This is a genomic window from Halomonas sp. McH1-25 (genome assembly GCF_022348165.1).
Lineage (GTDB): Bacteria > Pseudomonadota > Gammaproteobacteria > Pseudomonadales > Halomonadaceae > Modicisalibacter.
In genome coordinates this window covers 1,066,377-1,085,245 of the sequence record NZ_JAKRFI010000001.1, presented here as the reverse complement: position 1 = coordinate 1,085,245, position 18,869 = coordinate 1,066,377, and the positions used below count along the sequence as shown (strand labels likewise).

Genomic DNA, 18,869 nt, shown 5'->3' with positions numbered 1-18,869 from the left:
GGCGTGCTTGCCGGCCACCTGATGTCAGGAAGCCGGCGACGTGACGACGGGTTACTGTTGAGACTCTATATAAGTCTCGGTGTAAGTCGGGTCGAAGCGCAGCTGGATATTGTTTTCGTCGCCGAACACGCCCTGGGGCGTCTCGATGCCGATGAATTCGGCGCTGGGCGCCATTTCACCGAGCAGGCCGTGCTTGTAGCTGAATTCGGCGACGCGCTGCATGGTGCTGAGCAGCCCCTCGCTGTGCATCAGCTCGGCGGCTTCCTGCGGGTCGGTGTAAAGATAGGTGGCGGCCAGCTGGTTCTTGTAGCCGGCCAGGTCGGTGCCCGCCGCTTCGGCCATCTGGCTGAGCGCTTCCTGATTGTCGGCCTCGATTTCGTCCATGACCTCGTACCAGGCGCCGACCAGGGCGCGACCGAAGTCGGGATTGGCAGCCAAGGTGTCGGTATTGACCACCATCATGTCGAGAATTTCGGCAGGCAGGTTGCGCGAGGTAAAGACCACATTGCTGTCGTTCAGCTCGTCGATGGCGCTGAGCTGGGGGTTCCAGGTAACCACGGCCTCGATATCGTCGTTGGGGTAGATGGCCACCATGTCGGCATCCGAGGTATTGACCGTCTGGATATCGCGCTCGGTGAGGCCGACGGTTTCCAATGCGCGAGCCAGGAAGTAGTGGGATACGCTGAACTGCACCAGGTTGACCTTGCGCCCTTCGATCTCGGCGAGATCGTCGCTGCCCTTGAGTACGACGCCATCGTTACCGTTGGAATAGTCGTTGATGATCAGCGCCGTAGAGTCGACGCCGCTGGCTGCTGGCAGCGTCAGTGCATCCATGTTGGTCATGGCGCAGCCGTCGACGTTGCCTGAGGTGTACTGGTTGATGGATTCGACGTAATCGTTGACCTGGACCACATCGATTTCGATATCGTACTTGTCGGCCCACTTGTCGACGATGCCCTGGGTGTCGGCATAGCTCCATGGCATCCAGCCGGCATAGATCGACCAACAGACATTGAATTGGTCTTTCTCCTGGGCACTGGCGTTAGACGTGGCGAGCATGCCGGTCAGCAGAGTGGCGGAGATCGCCGTGGTCAGGACGAGGCGAGCGGGCAGAGCAGTGAGGGACGAGCGGGTCATGGCAGCCTCCAATTGGCTCGAAAAAACTCGGGGGCATCGGCGCGTCAGCAGCACCTTATCCTCCCGGGCTTTTATCCCGCCGTGTAACCTTGCACACGCTGGCCTTCATTGAAGCCTGCGTTTGTGCCGGGTCGACGGCTCTCGGACCAGTCATCGCACCGGGGGTGTCGGTGGTGCGATCGGAACCCTAGCCGTCCTTTGAAGACCGAATTGTCTGGCAGCTTGGCTGCCGATACCCCATACAACGCTCTATTCGATACAAGAAACCTGCCGAGTATTGGATAATCCTTTTATTACAGTAGGTTGTTTAGGTGAGTTGAGTGATGGAAGAAATGTGCACTCTCTCGATGCACCAGAAAGCAGCGCCTCTTGGCTTGGTGCGCGTTCCTGGTGCGGCATGCCGGCTTATCCAGCCGCCGCTGTAGTGGACTGCATGCGTGTCGCTTCGGAGGCGCCGGCCACGAGGCGCGCTTGGCGCTGTAGGGTAAGGCCGACTCGCTCCAGCAGGCCGGCAAGTAGAATCCGGCGCTCCGTGGGTACGCTGCCATGCCGGGCGATAGCCTCGATCAAGGCGTCGCTGGCTTGCTCGATGCCGCGTGGTGCCTGGCCTCGGGCGCTTTCCTGATAAGCGCGAGCCAGGGTGTCGAGCATGTGCCGGTGGGCATGGCGGACCTCGCTGGCGGAGGCGTCATCCAGACGCTGTCGCAGCCGCAGGCAGGCACGGCCCACATCGAGCCCGGTCAGCCCCAGGCTGAACAGCACACGACGTTGTTCGGGCAATAGTTCGTCATGATGGGCCAATCGAAGCAGGCGATCGGCCATGCGGCCACTGAACCAGGCATCGGCTCGTTGTACGCGTTGCCGGGTGAGGCGATGCAGGTCGCGCCCAATGGCGCTGACCAGGCGCCGGCGCAGGAAGCGCGGCCCGGGGCCTGGGATCATCCGGAACCCGAGCACGACGACCGTCAGACCGATAACCACGGCCAGGGCGCGGTTGAGGAAGCTGTCGACACCGAAATCCATGCCGTTGCCGGGCATGGTGAGCAGGATATTGCCAATGGTAAAGGCCAGGCTGTAGCCCATGGCGGCGGGATGAGCGGCGCCCAGCAGGCCGATGAACAGGGGCGCGCCGAATAGCATGGCGAGCATGGGAAAGCCGTTGGCCTGGGCCAGCAGAACATGGCCGAAAATGAAGGCACTGGGAATCGCCGCCAGCATACCCTTGAAGAACATCATGCTGATGCGGGCCGGGTTGTCGCGACTGGCGAAGAACGCCGAGAACAGCGTGGCGAGCATCATGGCGACGGGGCCGTTGTTCCAGCCCGTCACCAGCCAGAAAATGGCGGTGACCGAAAACACGATGCCTGCCCGAGCGGCATTGATGCCTGCCACCATGCGGTCGCGATGCCACGACAAGGACGGGCTGTTGCGTAGGCGTCGAGAGCCGGGCCGGGTGATCGCCTCGCGGGCGTCGAGCAGGATCATCGCCTGGCCCAGGATCTCGCGCAGGCCAAACCACACCCGTTGCTGCAAGGCCGACAAATGGCTCGTCTCGGCCTGATGGGCACGGTGCCGCAACTGCTGCAATACGCTGCGGGCCTCGGGTACGCCCTTGATCCGCTCCGCCTGGCGTAGGCCATCGGCGACGTCGTCGGCAAATCGGTAGAGTTCCTCGCCGAGACGTTCACGGTGCTCGCCTAGTAACTGATTGAGTGCGTACAGCGAAGCGAACATGGCCACCGTGTGGCGGGTTAGTTCATGTGTGGCGCGAACCCGTCCCGGACCGGCCGGACCCTCGTAGCGGGCCGCCTGACTATCGGTTTCCAACGTCATCAGCGGGCCGAGACTGGCAGTCAGTGACTGTTGCAGTTCGCTATCGCCATGCCCTGGTTCCAGGCGTTGGGCGGCATGCAGGAATGCCTGGTTTACGACGGTGTCCGCCTGGGTGGCAAGATGCTGTTTTACTTGGGTGGGCCAGAGCAGGCCGCTGACTAGCGTGGCGCAGATCGCACCCAGACCGAGCTCGGAAAGCCGGGCGACGGCGACGTCGAATGTGCTGGTTGGGTTGCTGCCGGCCAACACCACGACCAGCAGCGCCGAAACGGCGGCCATGATGCAGCCGTAGGCGGCGTTGTTGCGCGTCATCGACGAACCGTAGACACACAGCATCAGCCACAGAGTGAGCGAATACAGGGCGGGAATCCGGGCCTGGGCGAATAGCGCCATGATGAAGGTCCCGGCAACGACGCCAACGAAGGTACCCCCGAGCTGATATAGCCCCTTTTCGATCACCATGCCGCTCATCGGGCGGATCTGCAGGAAGGCAGCCGAGATCAGCGCCCAGTAAGGGCGTTCCAGATCCGCCCATAGCGCGACATACAGCGCCAGAAACATTGCCAGAGTGCCCTTGATGGCGAATTTCACGGCATCCGAGCTGGGCGTCAGGTAGGCCTGAAGGAGTGGGTGCATGAAGCCTCAGCGTTCTGCAGTGTCGTCTTGGATGCGCACCGTGGCAGTCATCCCGGCGCTTAGCAGAACATCGTCCGGTACGCTGTCGAACTCGATGCGAACCGGAATGCGCTGAGCCAGCCGGACCCAACTGAACGTCGGCTCGACCTGGGGCAGTAACTGGCTGTTGGGGGCCGTATTGGGATCGGCAATGGCCCGGCCGATACTGACCACATGGCCCGACAGTACCGTGTCGCCACTCATCAGAATGATCGCTGCCGGGTCGCCGACTTCGATACGTGGCAACTTGGTTTCCTCGAAGTACCCCGTGACGTAGTAGGACTCGTCCCTGACCAGCGCCATCACCGACTCGCCGGCGTTGACATAGTTGCCCTGGGCGAGGTGAAGGTTGAGTACGCTGCCATCGACCGGAGCGGCCACCTCGGTGCGTCGCAGATCGATTCGGGCTTGTTCGAGATCGGCCTGGGCCTGGGCCAGGTTGGCGGCGGCGACCCGTGTGTCGATACGTGCAATCTCCTGATTCTCCGCACTGATGGCTCGCTCGCTCAAGCGGCTGCGACGCTGCTCCTCGTGACGCCGCAGCTCAAGAGTGGCCTGACGGTCGGCCACCACGGCCTCGGCCTTGTCCACGGCGGCCCGATAGCGGGCATCATTGAGCGTGAACAGCACATCGCCAGCCTCCACCGACGCGTTGTCCGCGACGGCGAGCGTTTCCACATGCCCCGCGACGTCTGGAGCGATGGTGATCACATCGGCACGGACCCGGGCGTCCCGGGTCCAGGGTGTGTACAGATAGTAATGCCAGAGCCAAGTCCCTGCCGCGATGGCTGCCGCCACGATGAGGAGGGTGATCACGAGTCGGAGCGATATGCGCATAGGCGTCAGTGCCAGATCGATAACGAAAAGAAAAAGGCGCAACCCGCCATGGCGATGATGAACAGGGAAACATCGAACCAAGCTTCGAACCACGGTGCGTCATGACGGATCAGCCGATAGAGCAGCGTACGTAGCGACAATGCCAGAAGAAAGCCCAGGGCGGCATATAGCAGGAGCGGGCTGACGTAGATACCTCCGATGGCGATTTCCCTGAGTCCCATGGCGCCCCTTGGTTGCTGTCCTGGTACGAGTTGACATCCTAGGATGTTCCGCTTCACCCAAGATAGCGGTCGTTCTCGAGAGTGTCGTGTCAGGCGTGCACGTGAGTTGCGACAGGGGGCGACGTGCGCCAGGCGGCGGGGACGGCACGACGCAGATGATCGATCAAGCTGACCATCTTGCGAGGCAGGCGGCCGAAGGGGTAGAGCAGGACGATGGGGTGAGCGGGGGGATGCCAGTCGTGCAGACAACGAACCATGGTGCCCGGGTGGGCACGCAGGCGACGCTCCACCAGCCAGTCGGGCAAGATGCCCAATCCTTGACCATGGGCTATGGCATCGGACTGGAAGAATTCCTGATCGACACGCAGGCGTGACAATGGCGGCATGAATTCATAAACGCCTTCATGCGCATGATGCAGCTGGAGGCCTTGTTGGGTTTCGCCCAACAGATCGATCCAGGCGTGTTGGCTCAACTCCCGTGGATGGCGTGGCGTGCCATGTTTTGCCAGGTAGTCGGGGTGGGCGTAGATACCGCGGGGAAGCTGCCCCAGCGTCTCCTGGCGCAGGCCGCACTCCTCCACCTCGCCCAGCCACAGACACAGCGAAGTGTCATCGGGGCTGACCGGTGGACGCAGTTGGGTGCGCAGTTCCAGACGGACCTCGGGGTAGCTGGCCAGAAACTCTTCCAGTCGTCGTGAAAACCAGCCGCGCGCAAAGACGCTGTGCACATGCGCAGTCATTTCTCCACTGACTTCACCGCTCAGATCGTCCAGCACCCGTCGGCTTTGCTCGGCCAGGCTGAGGATCTGCTGGCAATAGGAAAGAAACAGGGTGCCCGCTTCGGTGGGAAGCAAGCGGTTGGATTGGCGACGTAGCAGTGGTTGGCCGACCTGAGCCTCGAGTTGGGTGATTCGCCGGCTGACAGTGGATTTGGACACGTCGAGTTGGCGGGCACTCGCAGTCAGGTTGCCGGTCTGCATGACCGTGGCAAAGGCGGTCAGGTCCTCAAGGTCGTACATCGGGTGTCTGCGTTGGTGGTATGTGCGGTGCTATCGGTTGGCTGCTGTCATCCTGCCCAATCTCGTTACTTAATGCAAATAATTGTCGTTCTCTGATGAGTAGCTTTTCTGCTGCCCATCAATAAGCGTTGCGGATTCCGAAACGGCTTGTCTCGGGAACTTCGACCGGCAGGTGTGCAACAATCTAAATAATAAAAATTCGCATTTACTCGTGACAAGCTGGCACACATACTAAATAAGTTGAGTAAGGGTGAACGATGTCCAACCAGTACCAGAAGACACTTCTCGTACTTGCCATTGCCGGTACCCTCAGCGCAGCGGCACAAGCACAGAATGAAGTCGATCTCGACGACGTCGTGGTCACGGCCAGCGGCTACGAGCAGCAGGTCAAGAATGCCCCCGCCTCGATCAGTGTTCTCGACCGTGAAGAGTTGGAAGATCGCTATTTCAATGATGTGACCGATGCGCTGCGCAGCATTCCCGGCGTTATCGTCACCGGGGGGGGCGCAGGAGACAACGGTGCGGATATCAGTATCCGTGGCATGCCGGCACAATATACGTTGATTCTGGTCGATGGTAAGCCGCGGGCCACACGCGAAACCCGACCCAATGGTAGTGCTGGTTTCGAGCAGGACTGGCTGCCGCCGTTACAGGCCATCGAGCGTATCGAGGTCATTCGCGGCCCCATGTCGACGCTTTACGGATCGGATGCGATTGGTGGTGTGATCAACATCATTACACGCAAGGTGGCCGATGAATGGCATGGCAGCCTGCAGGCTAGCACGGTCATTCAGGACAGTGGCGATTCCGGCAACAGCCAACAGACCAACGTCTATCTGAGCGGGCCGCTCAAGAAGGATCTGCTGGGCCTGGAAGTCTACGGTCAGGTACAGCATCGTGACGAGGATGACATCGTCTACGGCTATGAAGACAAGAGCCTGCGTAGCATGACGGCGCGGCTGTCGCTGACACCGACCCGCAATCACGAATTCACCCTGGAAGGTGGGGCGACGGAGCAGACCCGTGAATCCAACATGGGGCGTTCTGCCCCAAGCGAGGGCTGCCGTGGTGGCTGTGAGGATTCGTATAACGAGTTCACCCATGAACATATAGCAGTGACCCACACTGGCCATTGGGATATCGGCACTACCGATACCTACCTCCAGCGCGAGACGAGCGAGAACGAATCGCGTGAAATGGAAATCACCAATACCACGGCCAAGACCAGCCTGGTCATGCCATTGAGCGCGCATATCGTCACGCTCGGCGCCAGCTACGAGAAGGAAGAGCTGGACGATAGTACCTCGAACCAGATTTCCGACGACCTGACCAATATTGATGCGTATCAGTGGGCCGTGTTTGCCGAAGACGAATGGCTATTGACCAATACCTTCTCGGTGACAGGTGGCATACGTCTGGATAATTCTGAAAACTACGGTAGCCACATCAGCCCCAGGCTATACGGAGTCTGGAACTTTACGCCGCAATGGACCCTGAAAGGGGGCGTATCGACCGGCTATCGTTCACCCAACCTGCGCGAAATCACGGCGGACTGGGGACAGATCAGTCGCGGTGGCAATGTCTACGGCAACCCCGATCTCGAGCCCGAAACCTCGCTCAACAAGGAGCTCGGCCTGCTCTACACCAATCGTGGTGGGCTAAGTGGCGGCATTACCGTGTTCCATAACGACTTCGAGGACAAGATCACTCGTGTCGCCTGTCCCATCGACATCTGTACTGCGGGGCCCAACCAGTTCGATGCTTATCCCACCTACAGAATTAACGTCGACGAGGCGGTGACTCAAGGGGTGGAACTCTCGCTCTCGGCGCCGCTGACCGAGACGCTGGAGTTCTCGGCCAGCTACACCTACACCGACTCCGAGCAGAAAAGCGGTGAGTACGAAGGCGAGCCCTTGACACAGTTGCCCAAGCATCAGGCAACGGCCGGCCTCGACTGGCAGGCCACACAGCGACTCAGCCCATGGGCACGCATCACCTATCGTGGCGAGGAGAGCCAGCCGACTACCGGGCCATCTTCTAGTGCGTTGATTGCACCATCGTACACCTTCGTCGATACCGGCATCGGTTATCAGTTGACCGAACAGGCCAAGGTGAACGTCGGCGTCTACAACCTCTTCGACGAGAACGTAACGTATGAAGAATACGGCTACGTCGAGGACGGACGCCGTTACTGGGTAGGCCTCAACATCAATTTCTGAACGTCGCGCGGGAGCCATACGGCTGCCGCTTTCCTGCAACGATGGAGAATGCCATGCCAATCACTCGAGCCACGGTCAATACCGACAATCCCTCGCTCAATCTCAAGAAGCTGTGTCGTCATTTCAGCCACAAGGCGGAGACGCAGTTCGACGACGAACGCGGCGAGATCCAGTTTCCCTTCGGCACCGTCGTGCTCGATGCCCAGCCAGAGGAGCTGATAATGCAGGGCCATAGCGACAGCGAAGAAGAACTGGAGCGGCTGGAAGGCGTCATCGCCAGTCATCTGGTGCGCTTTGCCAGCAAGGAGTCGCTGGTCGTCGAGTGGCAGCGCGGCTGATTCGGTGTCGTGCACTTGGTTTGATTAACAGGAGTCTTGAGATGCTGGCTTTTCGTTTCGCAAGTCGCCCTTTGCTGGGTACGCTGGTTGGGTTGGGTCTGTGCGCCCTCACGCTGAGCCAGGCCTATGCTCGCACGTTGAGTACCGCCTATGGTGACGTCGAGGTGACCGACCAGCCTGAGCGTGTCGTCACCCTCTATGAAGGTGCCCTGGACACTGCGCTCGCGGCCGGCGTGACGCCGCTGGCGGCAGTCTCGACGCGGGGCAGTGACGGGGTGGCAAGCTACCTTCAGGATCGGGTCGAGGATATCGCTATCGTGGGCACCGCCCGCGAGATAAACATCGAAGCCGTCGTGGCGCAGCGCCCCGACATGATCCTGGCGGCACCGCGCCTGCCCGAAGACCAATATCAGTTGTTGTCGCGTATCGCACCGACGTTGGTGCCCGCGAGCGAACCCTACCAGCCCGATACCTGGAAAGAGGAAGCGCGGTTCTTCGCTCAGGCACTGGGACGCGAATCCCAGATCGACGAGGCGATTTCCGGCATCGAGCGGCGTGCCGCCGAGCTGAGCGATCAGCATCCACGTGAAAGCGCCAGCCTGGTGCGCTGGATGCCGCAAGGTGCGCTGGTCATGTCGCCGATGATTTTCTCCAGTACCTTGCTTACCGCCAGTGGCTTCGACGTCAGCGACGGCGGCGTAGTCAAGCAAGGCCGCCCGCACAGCGATCCGCTGAGTCTGGAAAACCTGTCGCGCATCGATAACGACTGGCTGTTCCTGGCAACGCTCAATGCAGAAGGCGAGCAAGCGCTGGCCTCCGCCAAATCGTCTCCCGCCTTTGCGCGTCTCGACGTGGTGAAGCGCGACCAGGTGGTACCGGTCGACGGTCAGCTGTGGACCAGTGCAACGGGGCCGCTGGCCGCCGAGGCGATCCTGGATGATATCGAAAAGGCGCTGCGGTAGACTCGCTCACGCCGCAAACGCGAGGAATGGGTTTGAGTCAAGGCGTAACGTGTGAGGCAGGGGGAGAGAGACTTTCCCTGCCTTCGATGTTTTTACTGTTGTCGGCCTGTCTGGCTGTCGTGTGCCTGCTCAGTCTGCTCTTCGGGGCGGGTGAGATCGGTGCACTGGATTCGCTGTCGAGCCTGTTGGGCATGCTGGACGGCGCGCTAGCCGAGCATGCCGAGGAAGCGGCGTTCGTGATTCACGAGCTACGCTTGCCGCGTACTCTGATTGGACTGGCTGTCGGTATGGCGCTGGGGGTAGCCGGTGCGCTACTCCAGGCCGTGGCGCGCAATCCGCTCGCCGAGCCCGGCCTGCTGGGTGTCAGTGCCGGGAGCGCCTTTGCCGTCGCCGTCGCACTAATGCTGGGTGCCAGTGCGGCCACGCTGCGAATATCGGTTGCTCAACTGGGGGCGCTGGCTGGTTGCCTTTGTGTTCTGGCTGCAGCGCGCATGCGCGGTGTCGGTAACGATCCGGTCCGCCTCGTGCTGGCGGGGGCGGTGCTGTCCGGCCTGCTGGGTGCGCTGACCTCGATGATCCTGCTCATCGATCAACGCACTGCGGACGAGATCCGCTTCTGGATCGTGGGCAGCCTGGCAGGCCGGCGCCTGGCAGACTTGCAGGCGATCCTGCCCAGCCTGGCGCTGGCAGGCATAGTCACGCTGTCGATAGGGCGACCGCTGGCGGCACTGGCGCTGGGCGAACGCGTCGCCGTCGGGCTCGGTCATCATCCTCGGCTGGTGCGCCTGCTGGCGATTGGCGTCGTGGCGCTGCTGGTCGGTGCCGCGACGGCCGTTGCCGGTCCGATCGCGTTTATCGGCCTGGTCGTGCCGTTTGCCGCGCGTGCCCTGGCTGGCCCCGACATCCGCCGAACGCTATGGCTGTGCCTGCCGTTAGGCCCGCTCGTCGTGATCGGCGCCGATATCGTGTCGCGTTTGGTGGTGCAGCCCTCCGAGCTACCGCTGGGTGTGCTCACGGCATTGATCGGAGCGCCCGTGTTGATTTGGGTCGTGCGCAGCCGGCGGTTGCCGACGTTATGATCGTCGAGTTTCCATGGATTTGAAATCGTCTTCCGCTATGCCCCATGACGCACGACAGGCCGAAGGGCAGATGCACGCCTCGCGAGACGGGCGATGGGTCGCTCCGCCGGAGGGAACCTGGCGTCTGCCGTTGCCTTACTCACCTTCCCGCGCAGTGCTGCTGGACAAGCGAGCGGTTTCCGCCAATCTGTTGTTGGGCGGTCTACTGGTCATGGTCGCGCTGCTTTCGTTGTGTCTGGGGAGTGCGCTGATTTCACCGCTGGCGGCCGTCCGGGCCTTGCTGGGACAGGGTGACGCGATGGCCGTGTTCGTCGTTCAGGAATTGCGCCTGGCGCGGCTGACGGCCGGCCTGCTGACCGGCGCCGCCTTCGCCCTGGCCGGTTGCCTGATGCAGACACTGGCCCGCAACCGACTGGCCACGCCGGGGATCATCGGCATCGACAATGGGGCGACGGCTTTTGCCGTAGCTTCCGTCGTAGGGCTGGGGATCGGTCTGTCGCCGCCACCCATGGCGCTGGCCGGTGCCGCTGTCGCTACCGCGATCACCTTCGGCCTGGCCGGAGGGGCCGGCACACGCGGCTATCGTTTCATCGTGGCCGGTATCGGTGTCGGGGCCGTATTCGGGGCGTTGACCCAGCTGCTACTGGCCCGAGTCGCGATCGACGTGGCTAACTCGGCCTACCCGTGGACGGTGGGTAGTCTCAATGCGCGTTCGGGAGATGCCGTATCGATCCTGGGCGTGGGGTTGGCATTGGGTATCGTGGCTGCACAAATGCTGGCGCGTTCGATGGCGGTGTTGCGTTTTTCCGATGCCGTGGCCCAGGGTCTGGGGATTCGCGTACGCTTATGTCGCCTGCTGGCCCTGGTTCTTGCGGTCGGCCTGACTGCACTGGCCGTCGCCGTGGCCGGTCCGATCGGGCTGGTGGCCCTGATCGGCCCCGAAGTCGCCCGTCACTTGTCCTCCCGGCGTGGCGTGCCGCTGATCGGGTCGGCGTTGGCCGGCGCCGTGATGATGGTGGCCTCCGATCTTGCCGGACGGCTGCTGTTCGCGCCGATCGAGATTCCCGTTGGCATCGTCACCGCCGTGGTCGGCGGCCCGTTCCTGCTATGGATATTGCTGCGCCCTGCTTCTAGAGACCTGACATGACCCGACCTTCCCATTCCGCCGACAGCTTTGCCGCATGTCGCCAAGAGAGCGTCATCGCTACCCAAGGACTCGAGCTGTCCTATGGCCGCGTGGCAGTGGTCAGACGCTTGGACCTCGACCTGCCGCGCGGTCAGGTGACGGCGATCGTCGGGCCCAACGGTTGCGGCAAGTCGACACTATTGGCCGGGTTGGCGCGTTTTCATAAGCCGCATGCCGGTGCGGTGTTGCTCGATGGGCGCGACATACAGCAGTTGCCATCGCGCGAGTTGGCGCGTCGCCTGGCCTTGCTGCCTCAGGAGGCCCAGGCGCCGGAAGGCCTGACCGTGGCGGAACTGATCCGTTTCGGGCGTCAGCCGCATCAGGGCTGGCTGCGGCAATGGTCGGCCGAGGACCGCCAGGTGGTGGACGAGGCGCTGGCGGCGGCCGACCTGCAGAGCCTGGCCAACCGGCCGCTGGAAGCGATGTCGGGCGGCCAGCGGCAGCGCGCCTGGATCGCCATGGCGATTGCCCAGCAGACCCCCTTGCTGCTGCTCGACGAACCCACCTCGGCGCTCGACCTGGGACACCAGATCGAGGTTTTCGAGCTGATCCGCGAACTGACAGCCCGCGGCAAGACCATCGTCATGGTCGTGCATGATCTGGTGAGTGCCTGCCGCTATGCCGATCACCTGGTGGCCATGCATGCCGGCGACGTGGTCGCCGAAGGGCCGCCTGGCGAGGTGGTGACGGCCGATCTCGTGCGTCGGCTGTATGGCATCGACTGTACGCTGATGACCGACCCGGCCACGGGTAGCCCGATTCTCACCAACATGCGGCGTACCGCCGAACCGCTGACCGGTAGCGCAACCTAGGCTGCAGTCACAACGTTGTCAGCTCGTCCAGCCCCATGTTGCCGCCCGTAACGACCACCACGATATCGCTGTCTGGCAACGGGACCGGCAGGCGATTCTCGAGCAGGGCGGCGAGGCCTACGGCGGCGCCGGGTTCGGCGAACAGCTTGGTTCGGGTCAGTAGATGTCGTGTCGCCTGCCGGATGCCGGCTTCGCTGACCGTGACCAGGGCGTCGACATGCTGGCGACACAAGGTGTAGGTATGCTCGCCGACGATGGCCGCTCCCAGGCTCTTCGCACATGTCTCGGCCGAATTCAGCCGGTATGGACCCTGATGTGTCCAGGCCGCCCGCATGCTGGCGGCGCCTTCGGGTTCGACCCCAATGACCCGAATGTCGGGGCGCAAGGCGCGGGCGGCAATGGCAATGCCTGCAACCAACCCGCCGCCGCCGACCGGACAAACGATGGTGGCAGCCTCCGGAGCCTGTTCGAGAATTTCCAGCCCGACGGTCCCTTGACCGGCGATGATGCGCAGATCGTCGTAAGGGTGGACCAATGTCAGCCCCCGCTCTTCTACGAGTCGGTGCATCAACGCCCATGCCTCGTTGATGTCACCGTGCAGAATCACCTCGGCGCCTAGTTTCCGGCTACCTTGCACCTTGAATTCACTGGCTCCTTCGGGCATGACGATGGTGACGTCGATGTCTGCAGTTTGTGCGGCCCAGGCAAGACCCAGGGCATGATTTCCCGCCGAGACGGCTCCCAGTCCGCAATGCAGTTCGGCGTCGTTAGCGGTGCAGATCCAATTGAGACCGCCGCGCGGTTTGAATGAGCCGGTATGCTGGAAAAGCTCGCATTTGAGCAGAACGCGCTGCGCCAAGGCCGAGGAGAGCTCCTTCTCGGGCAGGATGGGAGTGGCGAAAAGCGTACCCGCGATACGCGCTCGAGCATCGCGGATATCGTCGATAGTCAGCATGACGACCTCTTACGGCTAGCAGCACTGGGATCTAGCGAAGCAGCATAGCTGACGGGACAATAATCAGCGCTTCTCATGTTGCACTGCAACAAGGGTTTTGCTATTGTGCAGTGCAACGAAGGAGAAACCTTCGCTACCTGTAACATCGTATGGAGGTGGTTTCCATGGCAACGAAAGATTTCGACAAGACGACCCAGCAGTTCGAATCCCTGTTCTTCGGCCCGGCACGGGCATATGCCTCTCTGGCCGTCGACTACACAGAGCAACTGGTCAATACCCAGCTCGAGTTTACCAAGAGCTATGCTGAGGCAAGCTTGGGCCAGATGCGCGCTTTCATGAACGTCAGGGATCCCGAAGGGTTCCGCTCCTACGTCGAAGGCCAGCAGAAAGTGGCCAAGGATATGGGCGACATGCTCAAGGTCGATGCCGAGAAGGTCGTCGCCTTGAACCGTGACTTCATGCAGAAGAGCCAGAAGCTGGTCGAAGACAACGTGAAGTCGGCTTCCAAGGCAGCTAATCAGTAAATCATTTCGCCCCATGGGGCAGTGACGACTGGCACCCTAACGGGCCGCAGCATTGGCTGCGGCCCGTTTTCGTTGTGAAGCGCTTGCCATCTTCTCTAGCGATAACTACGGTCAATAGGATTCGCCCATCGGTTCGACACAAGGGAGGTGACGACTATGTCCGAGTCAAACAGGAAGGACACGGCGAGCGAAGAAGGCAAGCGCCTCGACGAGAAGGACAAGGCCAGGCACATGGTAGAGCGTGACCGGCGCGAGGATGAGACATCCGCGCAGCCGATAGACGATGGCGATTCGGTGTATCGTCCCGACGAGAACGTGGACGACGAGAAGTCACCGAAGGCGCGTAGCGAGCCGGGTCACAATCCGCATCTCAAGGAGGCCTCGATCAAGGGCAGCCAGAGCAAGGACAAGACGCAGCAGAAGCGCAACATCGACGATACGGCGGAAGATGCCGAGTCGACGCGCCGCGATGGTTAAGCTTCGGTCCGTCGGTCGGTAAAAGGGGCGCGTGACCGGCTACGGTTACGCGCCCTTTCGCTTGAAAGAAATGTTGATGACCGCCAGCCCGGAAACCACCATCAACCCGCCCACCAGTTTGTTGACGCCCAACGGGTCGCCGAGTAGCCACATGCCGAGCAATACGGCGAATACCGGCATGAGCAGCGAGAGAGGAACGACACGGCTTACCGGATGTTTTTGCAATAGCCGATACCACAAGCCGTAGGCGACGATCGAGGACATCACGGCGGTATAGAACACGGCGCCCCAGCCGGCCCACCCGGCACGCGACAACGCCAACCATTGAGCGTCTTCGAACCACCACGTTCCCAATCCAACCTGGGGGATGGCGAATAGCGCGATCCAGCCTGCGAGCGTCAACGGCGGAATGTCGGGTGCCGCCTTGATGATCAGGTTGGAGACGGCCCAGAAAAAGGCGCTGGCCAGCAATAGGGCCGTCGGTAGCAGGGAAGGCAGCGATGGTCCGCCGGCGAGCACTACGACGCCACCAAAGGAGAGTGCCAGGCCCAGCCAGCGGCGTGGACTGAGGCGCTCCTTGAGGAAAGCTGCGGCCAACAGGGTAGCGAAAGGTGTGCCCATCTGGACGAGCAGGGCGCCGGTACCGGCTTCGGCTTCGCCCAGGCCCAGGAACAGCAGCGGAAAGTGCAGCCCGCCGAAGGTCACTGATAACAACAGCAGCCAGGGCAACTGCTTCCGGTCGATGCGCGTAAATGGCACGATCAGGGCAGCGACGAGCATGAAGCGTAACGTCATCAGCAATAACGGCGGCATATCGGCAACGCCGAGCTTGATGACGATGATGTTGAGCGCCCAGATGGCGATGATGAACAAGCCCAGCAGGAGGTCTCGGAGGGGCACAGGTCTTCCTTGATCAGGGGTAAGGCGGGCGACAGTATAGAAGCGTGGCATGGAGCCTGGCGACCCTGGCCGTCGACGTGGCGATACGTGAAGCGAGAGAATACATGGAAAACATCAATACGTTAGCGTGGCGGGCAGTGCTCGTGTCGGGGTTGGCATTGGCCTGGGTAGCGCCGACCGAAGCGCTGGAAGAGGGCACCCTGACCATCGACAATGGCGAGCGGACCTATCGCTTGACCGTGGAGATTGCCCGTACCGCGAAGGAGCGGTCCTACGGCCTGATGGAGCGCGATCGCCTCGCTGCCGATGCCGGCATGCTGTTCGTTTACCCGCAGCGGCAATCGCCATCCACCGGCTTCTGGATGCACCGCACGAAAATTCCCCTGGATATCGCCTTCATCGGGTCCGAAGGGACGATCCGTGCCATCGACAGCATGGTGCCGTGCGGCAACGATGTGAACACCCGATGCCCAACCTACCCGGCCGGCGTGCCTTTCCAATATGCCCTGGAGGTCAATGCCGGCTTCTTCGAAACCCATGACATCGAGGTGGGCGATCGGGTCGATCTGCCCTGAGGCTATCGTCTTCGCCCAACGGAGCCTTTTCTTCGGCGTGGCGGCCCTTACAATAGCAGGGGAACGGGGCACCTCGCGCCTATCACGCGTTTCCCGTTCCGGCTGCGCCACAAGCCGGCCACCCACGGTCTTTGTACCCGAAGGACCTTGCAAGCGATCGGGACGGCTCCATGCGTCCCCACGATACCGATAACGATGCCCGTGCCGACATTGCCGGCCGGCTGCATGCAAGGAACAAACGACATGCCGACACGCCGCTTCTCTGCGCTTTCCACCACACTGGCGGGAGCCGCCCTATTCTGTGTGGCACTGAGCGCCCAGGCACGTGAATATTCCGTGTCCACCGTACTTTCCGCCGACTTTCCCTGGGGCCAGGCCGCCGAGAAATGGGCCGAACTGGTGGAAGAGCGCTCCGAGGGGCGTATCACCCTTCGCGTCTACCCCAATTCGCAACTGGTCAGTGGCGATCAGACCCGGGAGTTCTCGGCGATGCGCCAGGGGCTGATCGACATGGCCGTCGGCTCGACCATCAACTGGTCGCCACAGGTCCCAGAACTCAACCTGTTTTCGCTGCCTTTCTTGATGCCCGACACCGAGGCCGTCGATGCCATTACCGGAGGCGACGCCGGACAGATGGTCTTCGATGCCATCGAATCGCGTGGCGTCGTGCCGCTGGCCTGGGGGGAGAACGGCTTCCGCGAGCTGTCCAACTCCAAGCTGCCCATCGATTCGCCGGACGACCTCGACGGACTCAAGATTCGTGTAGTCGGCTCGCCGCTGTTCCAGGATACCTTTACCGCGCTGGGTGCCAATCCTACCCAAATGAGCTGGGCCGACGCCAAGCCGGCGCTGACGACTGGCGCCGTCGACGGTCAGGAAAATCCGCTGTCGGTCTTCGACGTGGCGCGTATCGATCAGGTCGGACAAAAGTACCTCACCTTATGGCACTACATGAACGATCCGCTGATTTTTGCCGTCAATCAGCGAGTCTGGCAGCAATTGCCCGAGGAAGACCGCGAGCTGCTTCGCCAGGCGGCGGTCGACGCCGGCCAGTGGGAAATCGAAATGTCCCGCGATCAGAAAGACGAGCGACTGGAGGCCATCAAATCGCGCGGCGTCGAGGTCATCGAGCTTGACGAGACGCAGCGCCAAGCCTTCGTCGACGCCACTCAGAGCGTCTATGAGAGCTGGGCGCCGGAAATCGGCCCGGACCTGGTCGATGCGGCTCGCCAGGCGGTAGAGAACCGCTGAGTTCGCCCCGTCATTTTCCTGTCAACGGGGCGCGGTACCGGTGGCTGTTGAGTCGGCCGGTACCGAACCTCGCTTCGAAACGGTCTTGTCATGAAATCGAAACCCGATGCCCGGCTGGAGCGGGTGCTGGCGACTCTGGCTCTGGTCGTCATTGCGCTAATCAGCCTGGGCAATGTGATCGTTCGTTATGTCACGGATGCATCCTTCGCCTTCACCGAGGAGATCTCGGTGTTTCTTCTCGTCGTGCTGACCTTTGCCGGGGCCGCCGTCGCGATGCGGCGTAACGGTCATATACGCATCGGCTTGCTCGAACGGGCCCTGCCCAAAGGGCCGCAGCGCGCGCTGATCGTTTTCCAGTGGCTGGCCGGGGCGGTCGTGCTGGGACTGATGGTGTGGTTCGGCGCCAAGCTGGCCATCGAGGAGTACCGCTGGGAAACCCAGTCACCGGGTCTGGGTGTGCCGCAATGGTGGTATATCGTCTGGCTGCCGGTCCTGGCTGCCCTGATGTTGCTGCGGCTGACGCAGCAGACCTTGGACCGCCTGCGCGGGAGGCTCAACGACGATGAGTCCTGACTTGTGGATGATCTTGAGCTTCATCGCGCTGCTGGTCGCGGGTCTGCCGGTAGCATTGGCGCTGGGTCTGTCCGGCGCCGTGGGCATCGTTACCGGCCTGTCGCCGGCCATGCTCGCCACCTTGGGCACCAACACCTATAACAGCGTTGCCAAGTATCCACTGATCGCGATTCCGCTGTTCATTCTCACCGGTCTGATCTTCGAGCGGGCGGGCGTGGCGGCCCGGCTGGTGCGCTTCGCCCAGGCATTGATCGGGCCGCGCCACGGTGGGTTGGCGCTGGTTGCGGTACTGGTATGCATGATCATGGGTGGCATGAGCGGGTCCGGTCCGGCGGATGCCGCCGCAGTGGCGATGGTCATGTTGCCGAGCATGACGCGTGCCGGTTATCCGAAGCCGTTCTCGGCGACGCTGATCGCTGCTTCGGCCTCGACGGCGATCCTGATTCCGCCGTCGGTAGCGTTGATCCTGTATTCCATCGTGGTGCCCGGGGTGGATCTGCGGGCCCTGTTCGCGGCCGGTCTGTTTCCCGGCATTCTGGCCGGGCTGTCTCTGCTGGTCCCGGCTTTCTGGCTGGCACGGCGCCACGGCTGGGAAGCGCCGGACACCACCGAACGTCCGCCATTGGGCGAAAGCTTTCGCCAGGCGTTACCGGCACTGTTCGCGCCGGTCATCATTCTCGGTGGGCTACGCAGCGGTCTGTTCACTCCGACCGAGGCGGCAGTGGCCGCCGTCGCCTATGGCGTCGTGGTGGGGCTGGTCATCACCCGTGAGTTGGACTGGCGTGACCTTTGGCGGCTATTCGGCGAAGCGGCGGTGATTTCCGGTGTGGTCATGCTGATCATTGCCCTGGCCGGCATTTTCGCCTGGGCGGGGACCATGCTGGGAACGTTCCGTCACATGGCGGAGTGGCTGATCGGGCTATCCGATAATGGTGCGGTGTTGCTGGTACTGATCATGCTTGCCGTGCTGCTGGCCGGCATGCTGCTGGATGCGATCTCGATCTATCTGATCCTGATGCCTATTCTGGTGCCGGTCATGCAGCACTTCGGCTGGAATCCGGTATGGTTCGGTATCCTGCTGGCCATGAATATCGCCATTGGCCAGTTCACGCCACCCGTCGCGGTCAATCTGATGGTGACGACCGAAGTGGCTCGGATCCGCCTGGAGCAAACCATGGGCTGGGCCCTATTGTTCGTCGTCGCCATGGGCGGTGCACTGCTGCTGGTAGCGCTGTTCCCGGAAATCGCCCTGTGGTTGCCGCGCATCCTTGGCTACAACCTGTAATAAGCAGTCGT

Annotated in this window: 19 protein-coding genes and 1 riboswitch; of the genes, 12 read left to right on the top strand and 7 right to left on the bottom strand. The window is 62.0% G+C overall.

All coding sequences use genetic code 11. The features are described from left to right. Nucleotides 1-51 precede the first annotated feature (51 nt). The 5 genes from MHM84_RS05480 to MHM84_RS05460 all read right to left on the bottom strand — a co-directional run bounded on the left by MHM84_RS05480 (nt 52) and on the right by MHM84_RS05460 (nt 5,722). The gene (locus MHM84_RS05480) at nt 52-1,137 is read right to left on the bottom strand and encodes a putative urea ABC transporter substrate-binding protein (RefSeq protein WP_239263354.1); all 1,086 of its coding nucleotides are present in this window, start codon (nt 1,135-1,137) and stop codon (nt 52-54) included. Between the two features lie 58 nt (nt 1,138-1,195). After that, a riboswitch (guanidine-I (ykkC/yxkD leader) is annotated at nt 1,196-1,339 on the bottom strand. 203 nt (nt 1,340-1,542) lie between these two features. Next, a complete protein-coding gene (locus tag MHM84_RS05475; protein WP_239263352.1) occupies nt 1,543-3,606 on the bottom strand; it encodes an FUSC family protein in 2,064 nt (687 codons plus the stop codon). Between the two features lie 6 nt (nt 3,607-3,612). Next, nucleotides 3,613-4,482: an HlyD family secretion protein gene (locus MHM84_RS05470; protein WP_239263350.1), complete on the bottom strand. Its 870-nt coding sequence runs from the start codon at nt 4,480-4,482 to the stop codon at nt 3,613-3,615. A gap of 5 nt (nt 4,483-4,487) precedes the next feature. Beyond that, nucleotides 4,488-4,703: a DUF1656 domain-containing protein gene (locus MHM84_RS05465; RefSeq protein ID WP_239263348.1), complete on the bottom strand. Its 216-nt coding sequence runs from the start codon at nt 4,701-4,703 to the stop codon at nt 4,488-4,490. 89 nt (nt 4,704-4,792) lie between these two features. Further along, nucleotides 4,793-5,722 carry a LysR family transcriptional regulator gene (locus MHM84_RS05460; RefSeq protein ID WP_239263346.1) on the bottom strand — a complete coding sequence of 310 codons (930 nt, stop codon included), beginning with the start codon at nt 5,720-5,722 and terminating at the stop codon, nt 4,793-4,795. Nucleotides 5,723-5,979: 257 nt separating this feature from the next. Between MHM84_RS05460 and MHM84_RS05455 the strand changes: the two genes are divergently transcribed. The 6 genes from MHM84_RS05455 to MHM84_RS05430 all read left to right on the top strand — a co-directional run bounded on the left by MHM84_RS05455 (nt 5,980) and on the right by MHM84_RS05430 (nt 12,318). After that, nucleotides 5,980-7,941 (top strand): ligand-gated channel protein, encoded by a 1,962-nt coding sequence (locus tag MHM84_RS05455; protein WP_239263344.1) that lies wholly within the window; start codon nt 5,980-5,982, stop codon nt 7,939-7,941. 53 nt (nt 7,942-7,994) lie between these two features. Further along, a complete protein-coding gene (locus MHM84_RS05450) occupies nt 7,995-8,279 on the top strand; it encodes a DUF2218 domain-containing protein (protein WP_239263342.1) in 285 nt (94 codons plus the stop codon). Nucleotides 8,280-8,320: 41 nt separating this feature from the next. Beyond that, on the top strand, nt 8,321-9,241 hold the full coding sequence (locus MHM84_RS05445) for an iron-siderophore ABC transporter substrate-binding protein (protein WP_239263339.1): 921 nt from the start codon (nt 8,321-8,323) through the stop codon (nt 9,239-9,241). Nucleotides 9,242-9,327: 86 nt separating this feature from the next. Beyond that, the gene (locus tag MHM84_RS05440; RefSeq protein WP_239263336.1) at nt 9,328-10,320 is read left to right on the top strand and encodes an iron ABC transporter permease; all 993 of its coding nucleotides are present in this window, start codon (nt 9,328-9,330) and stop codon (nt 10,318-10,320) included. Nucleotides 10,321-10,357: 37 nt separating this feature from the next. Next, nucleotides 10,358-11,467 carry an iron ABC transporter permease gene (locus MHM84_RS05435; protein ID WP_239263849.1) on the top strand — a complete coding sequence of 370 codons (1,110 nt, stop codon included), beginning with the start codon at nt 10,358-10,360 and terminating at the stop codon, nt 11,465-11,467. Beyond that, nucleotides 11,464-12,318, top strand: a complete 855-nt coding sequence (locus MHM84_RS05430) for an ABC transporter ATP-binding protein (RefSeq protein WP_239263334.1) — start codon at nt 11,464-11,466, stop codon at nt 12,316-12,318. The genes MHM84_RS05435 and MHM84_RS05430 overlap by 4 nt, the downstream gene beginning before the upstream one ends. 7 nt (nt 12,319-12,325) lie before the next feature. Here the strand turns inward: MHM84_RS05430 and MHM84_RS05425 are convergent, their stop codons facing one another. Continuing rightward, nucleotides 12,326-13,273, bottom strand: coding sequence for a threonine/serine dehydratase (locus MHM84_RS05425; protein WP_239263331.1), 948 nt, complete (start codon nt 13,271-13,273; stop codon nt 12,326-12,328). A gap of 164 nt (nt 13,274-13,437) precedes the next feature. On the opposite strand from MHM84_RS05425, the gene MHM84_RS05420 reads away from it, so the two are divergent. After that, entirely contained in the window at nt 13,438-13,797 is a 360-nt protein-coding gene (locus tag MHM84_RS05420; protein ID WP_239263328.1) for a phasin family protein, read from the top strand. Between the two features lie 156 nt (nt 13,798-13,953). Then, nucleotides 13,954-14,274 (top strand): hypothetical protein, encoded by a 321-nt coding sequence (locus tag MHM84_RS05415; protein ID WP_239263326.1) that lies wholly within the window; start codon nt 13,954-13,956, stop codon nt 14,272-14,274. 45 nt (nt 14,275-14,319) lie between these two features. On the opposite strand, the gene MHM84_RS05410 is transcribed toward MHM84_RS05415, so the two are convergent. Then, nucleotides 14,320-15,174 (bottom strand): EamA family transporter, encoded by an 855-nt coding sequence (locus MHM84_RS05410; RefSeq protein ID WP_239263324.1) that lies wholly within the window; start codon nt 15,172-15,174, stop codon nt 14,320-14,322. Nucleotides 15,175-15,278: 104 nt separating this feature from the next. Here MHM84_RS05410 and MHM84_RS05405 point away from each other — a divergent pair, with 104 nt between their 5' ends. The 4 genes from MHM84_RS05405 (at nt 15,279) to MHM84_RS05390 (ending at nt 18,858) form a co-directional block, all read left to right on the top strand. Next, nucleotides 15,279-15,749 carry a DUF192 domain-containing protein gene (locus MHM84_RS05405; protein WP_239263322.1) on the top strand — a complete coding sequence of 157 codons (471 nt, stop codon included), beginning with the start codon at nt 15,279-15,281 and terminating at the stop codon, nt 15,747-15,749. 243 nt (nt 15,750-15,992) lie between these two features. Beyond that, nucleotides 15,993-17,000 (top strand): DctP family TRAP transporter solute-binding subunit, encoded by a 1,008-nt coding sequence (locus tag MHM84_RS05400; RefSeq protein WP_239263320.1) that lies wholly within the window; start codon nt 15,993-15,995, stop codon nt 16,998-17,000. Between the two features lie 90 nt (nt 17,001-17,090). Further along, nucleotides 17,091-17,573 (top strand): TRAP transporter small permease, encoded by a 483-nt coding sequence (locus MHM84_RS05395; RefSeq protein WP_239263318.1) that lies wholly within the window; start codon nt 17,091-17,093, stop codon nt 17,571-17,573. After that, nucleotides 17,563-18,858: a TRAP transporter large permease gene (locus MHM84_RS05390; protein WP_239263316.1), complete on the top strand. Its 1,296-nt coding sequence runs from the start codon at nt 17,563-17,565 to the stop codon at nt 18,856-18,858. Before MHM84_RS05395 ends, MHM84_RS05390 begins: the two co-directional genes overlap by 11 nt. Nucleotides 18,859-18,869: the final 11 nt, after the last annotated feature.

Bases quoted from the DNA above. Each gene is read 5' to 3' on its own strand.
- MHM84_RS05445 (WP_239263339.1), top strand. From the start codon at position 8,321: ATGCTGGCTTTTCGTTTCGCAAGTCGCCCTTTGCTGGGTACGCTGGTT.
- MHM84_RS05465 (WP_239263348.1), bottom strand. From the start codon at position 4,703: ATGGGACTCAGGGAAATCGCCATCGGAGGTATCTACGTCAGCCCGCTC.
- MHM84_RS05435 (WP_239263849.1), top strand. From the start codon at position 10,358: ATGCCCCATGACGCACGACAGGCCGAAGGGCAGATGCACGCCTCGCGA.
- MHM84_RS05475 (WP_239263352.1), bottom strand. From the start codon at position 3,606: ATGCACCCACTCCTTCAGGCCTACCTGACGCCCAGCTCGGATGCCGTG.
- MHM84_RS05455 (WP_239263344.1), top strand. From the start codon at position 5,980: ATGTCCAACCAGTACCAGAAGACACTTCTCGTACTTGCCATTGCCGGT.
- MHM84_RS05415 (WP_239263326.1), top strand. From the start codon at position 13,954: ATGTCCGAGTCAAACAGGAAGGACACGGCGAGCGAAGAAGGCAAGCGC.
- MHM84_RS05395 (WP_239263318.1), top strand. From the start codon at position 17,091: ATGAAATCGAAACCCGATGCCCGGCTGGAGCGGGTGCTGGCGACTCTG.
- MHM84_RS05420 (WP_239263328.1), top strand. From the start codon at position 13,438: ATGGCAACGAAAGATTTCGACAAGACGACCCAGCAGTTCGAATCCCTG.
- MHM84_RS05400 (WP_239263320.1), top strand. From the start codon at position 15,993: ATGCCGACACGCCGCTTCTCTGCGCTTTCCACCACACTGGCGGGAGCC.
- MHM84_RS05440 (WP_239263336.1), top strand. From the start codon at position 9,328: ATGTTTTTACTGTTGTCGGCCTGTCTGGCTGTCGTGTGCCTGCTCAGT.
- MHM84_RS05470 (WP_239263350.1), bottom strand. From the start codon at position 4,482: ATGCGCATATCGCTCCGACTCGTGATCACCCTCCTCATCGTGGCGGCA.
- MHM84_RS05430 (WP_239263334.1), top strand. From the start codon at position 11,464: ATGACCCGACCTTCCCATTCCGCCGACAGCTTTGCCGCATGTCGCCAA.
- MHM84_RS05390 (WP_239263316.1), top strand. From the start codon at position 17,563: ATGAGTCCTGACTTGTGGATGATCTTGAGCTTCATCGCGCTGCTGGTC.
- MHM84_RS05425 (WP_239263331.1), bottom strand. From the start codon at position 13,273: ATGCTGACTATCGACGATATCCGCGATGCTCGAGCGCGTATCGCGGGT.
- MHM84_RS05460 (WP_239263346.1), bottom strand. From the start codon at position 5,722: ATGTACGACCTTGAGGACCTGACCGCCTTTGCCACGGTCATGCAGACC.
- MHM84_RS05450 (WP_239263342.1), top strand. From the start codon at position 7,995: ATGCCAATCACTCGAGCCACGGTCAATACCGACAATCCCTCGCTCAAT.
- MHM84_RS05405 (WP_239263322.1), top strand. From the start codon at position 15,279: ATGGAAAACATCAATACGTTAGCGTGGCGGGCAGTGCTCGTGTCGGGG.
- MHM84_RS05480 (WP_239263354.1), bottom strand. From the start codon at position 1,137: ATGACCCGCTCGTCCCTCACTGCTCTGCCCGCTCGCCTCGTCCTGACC.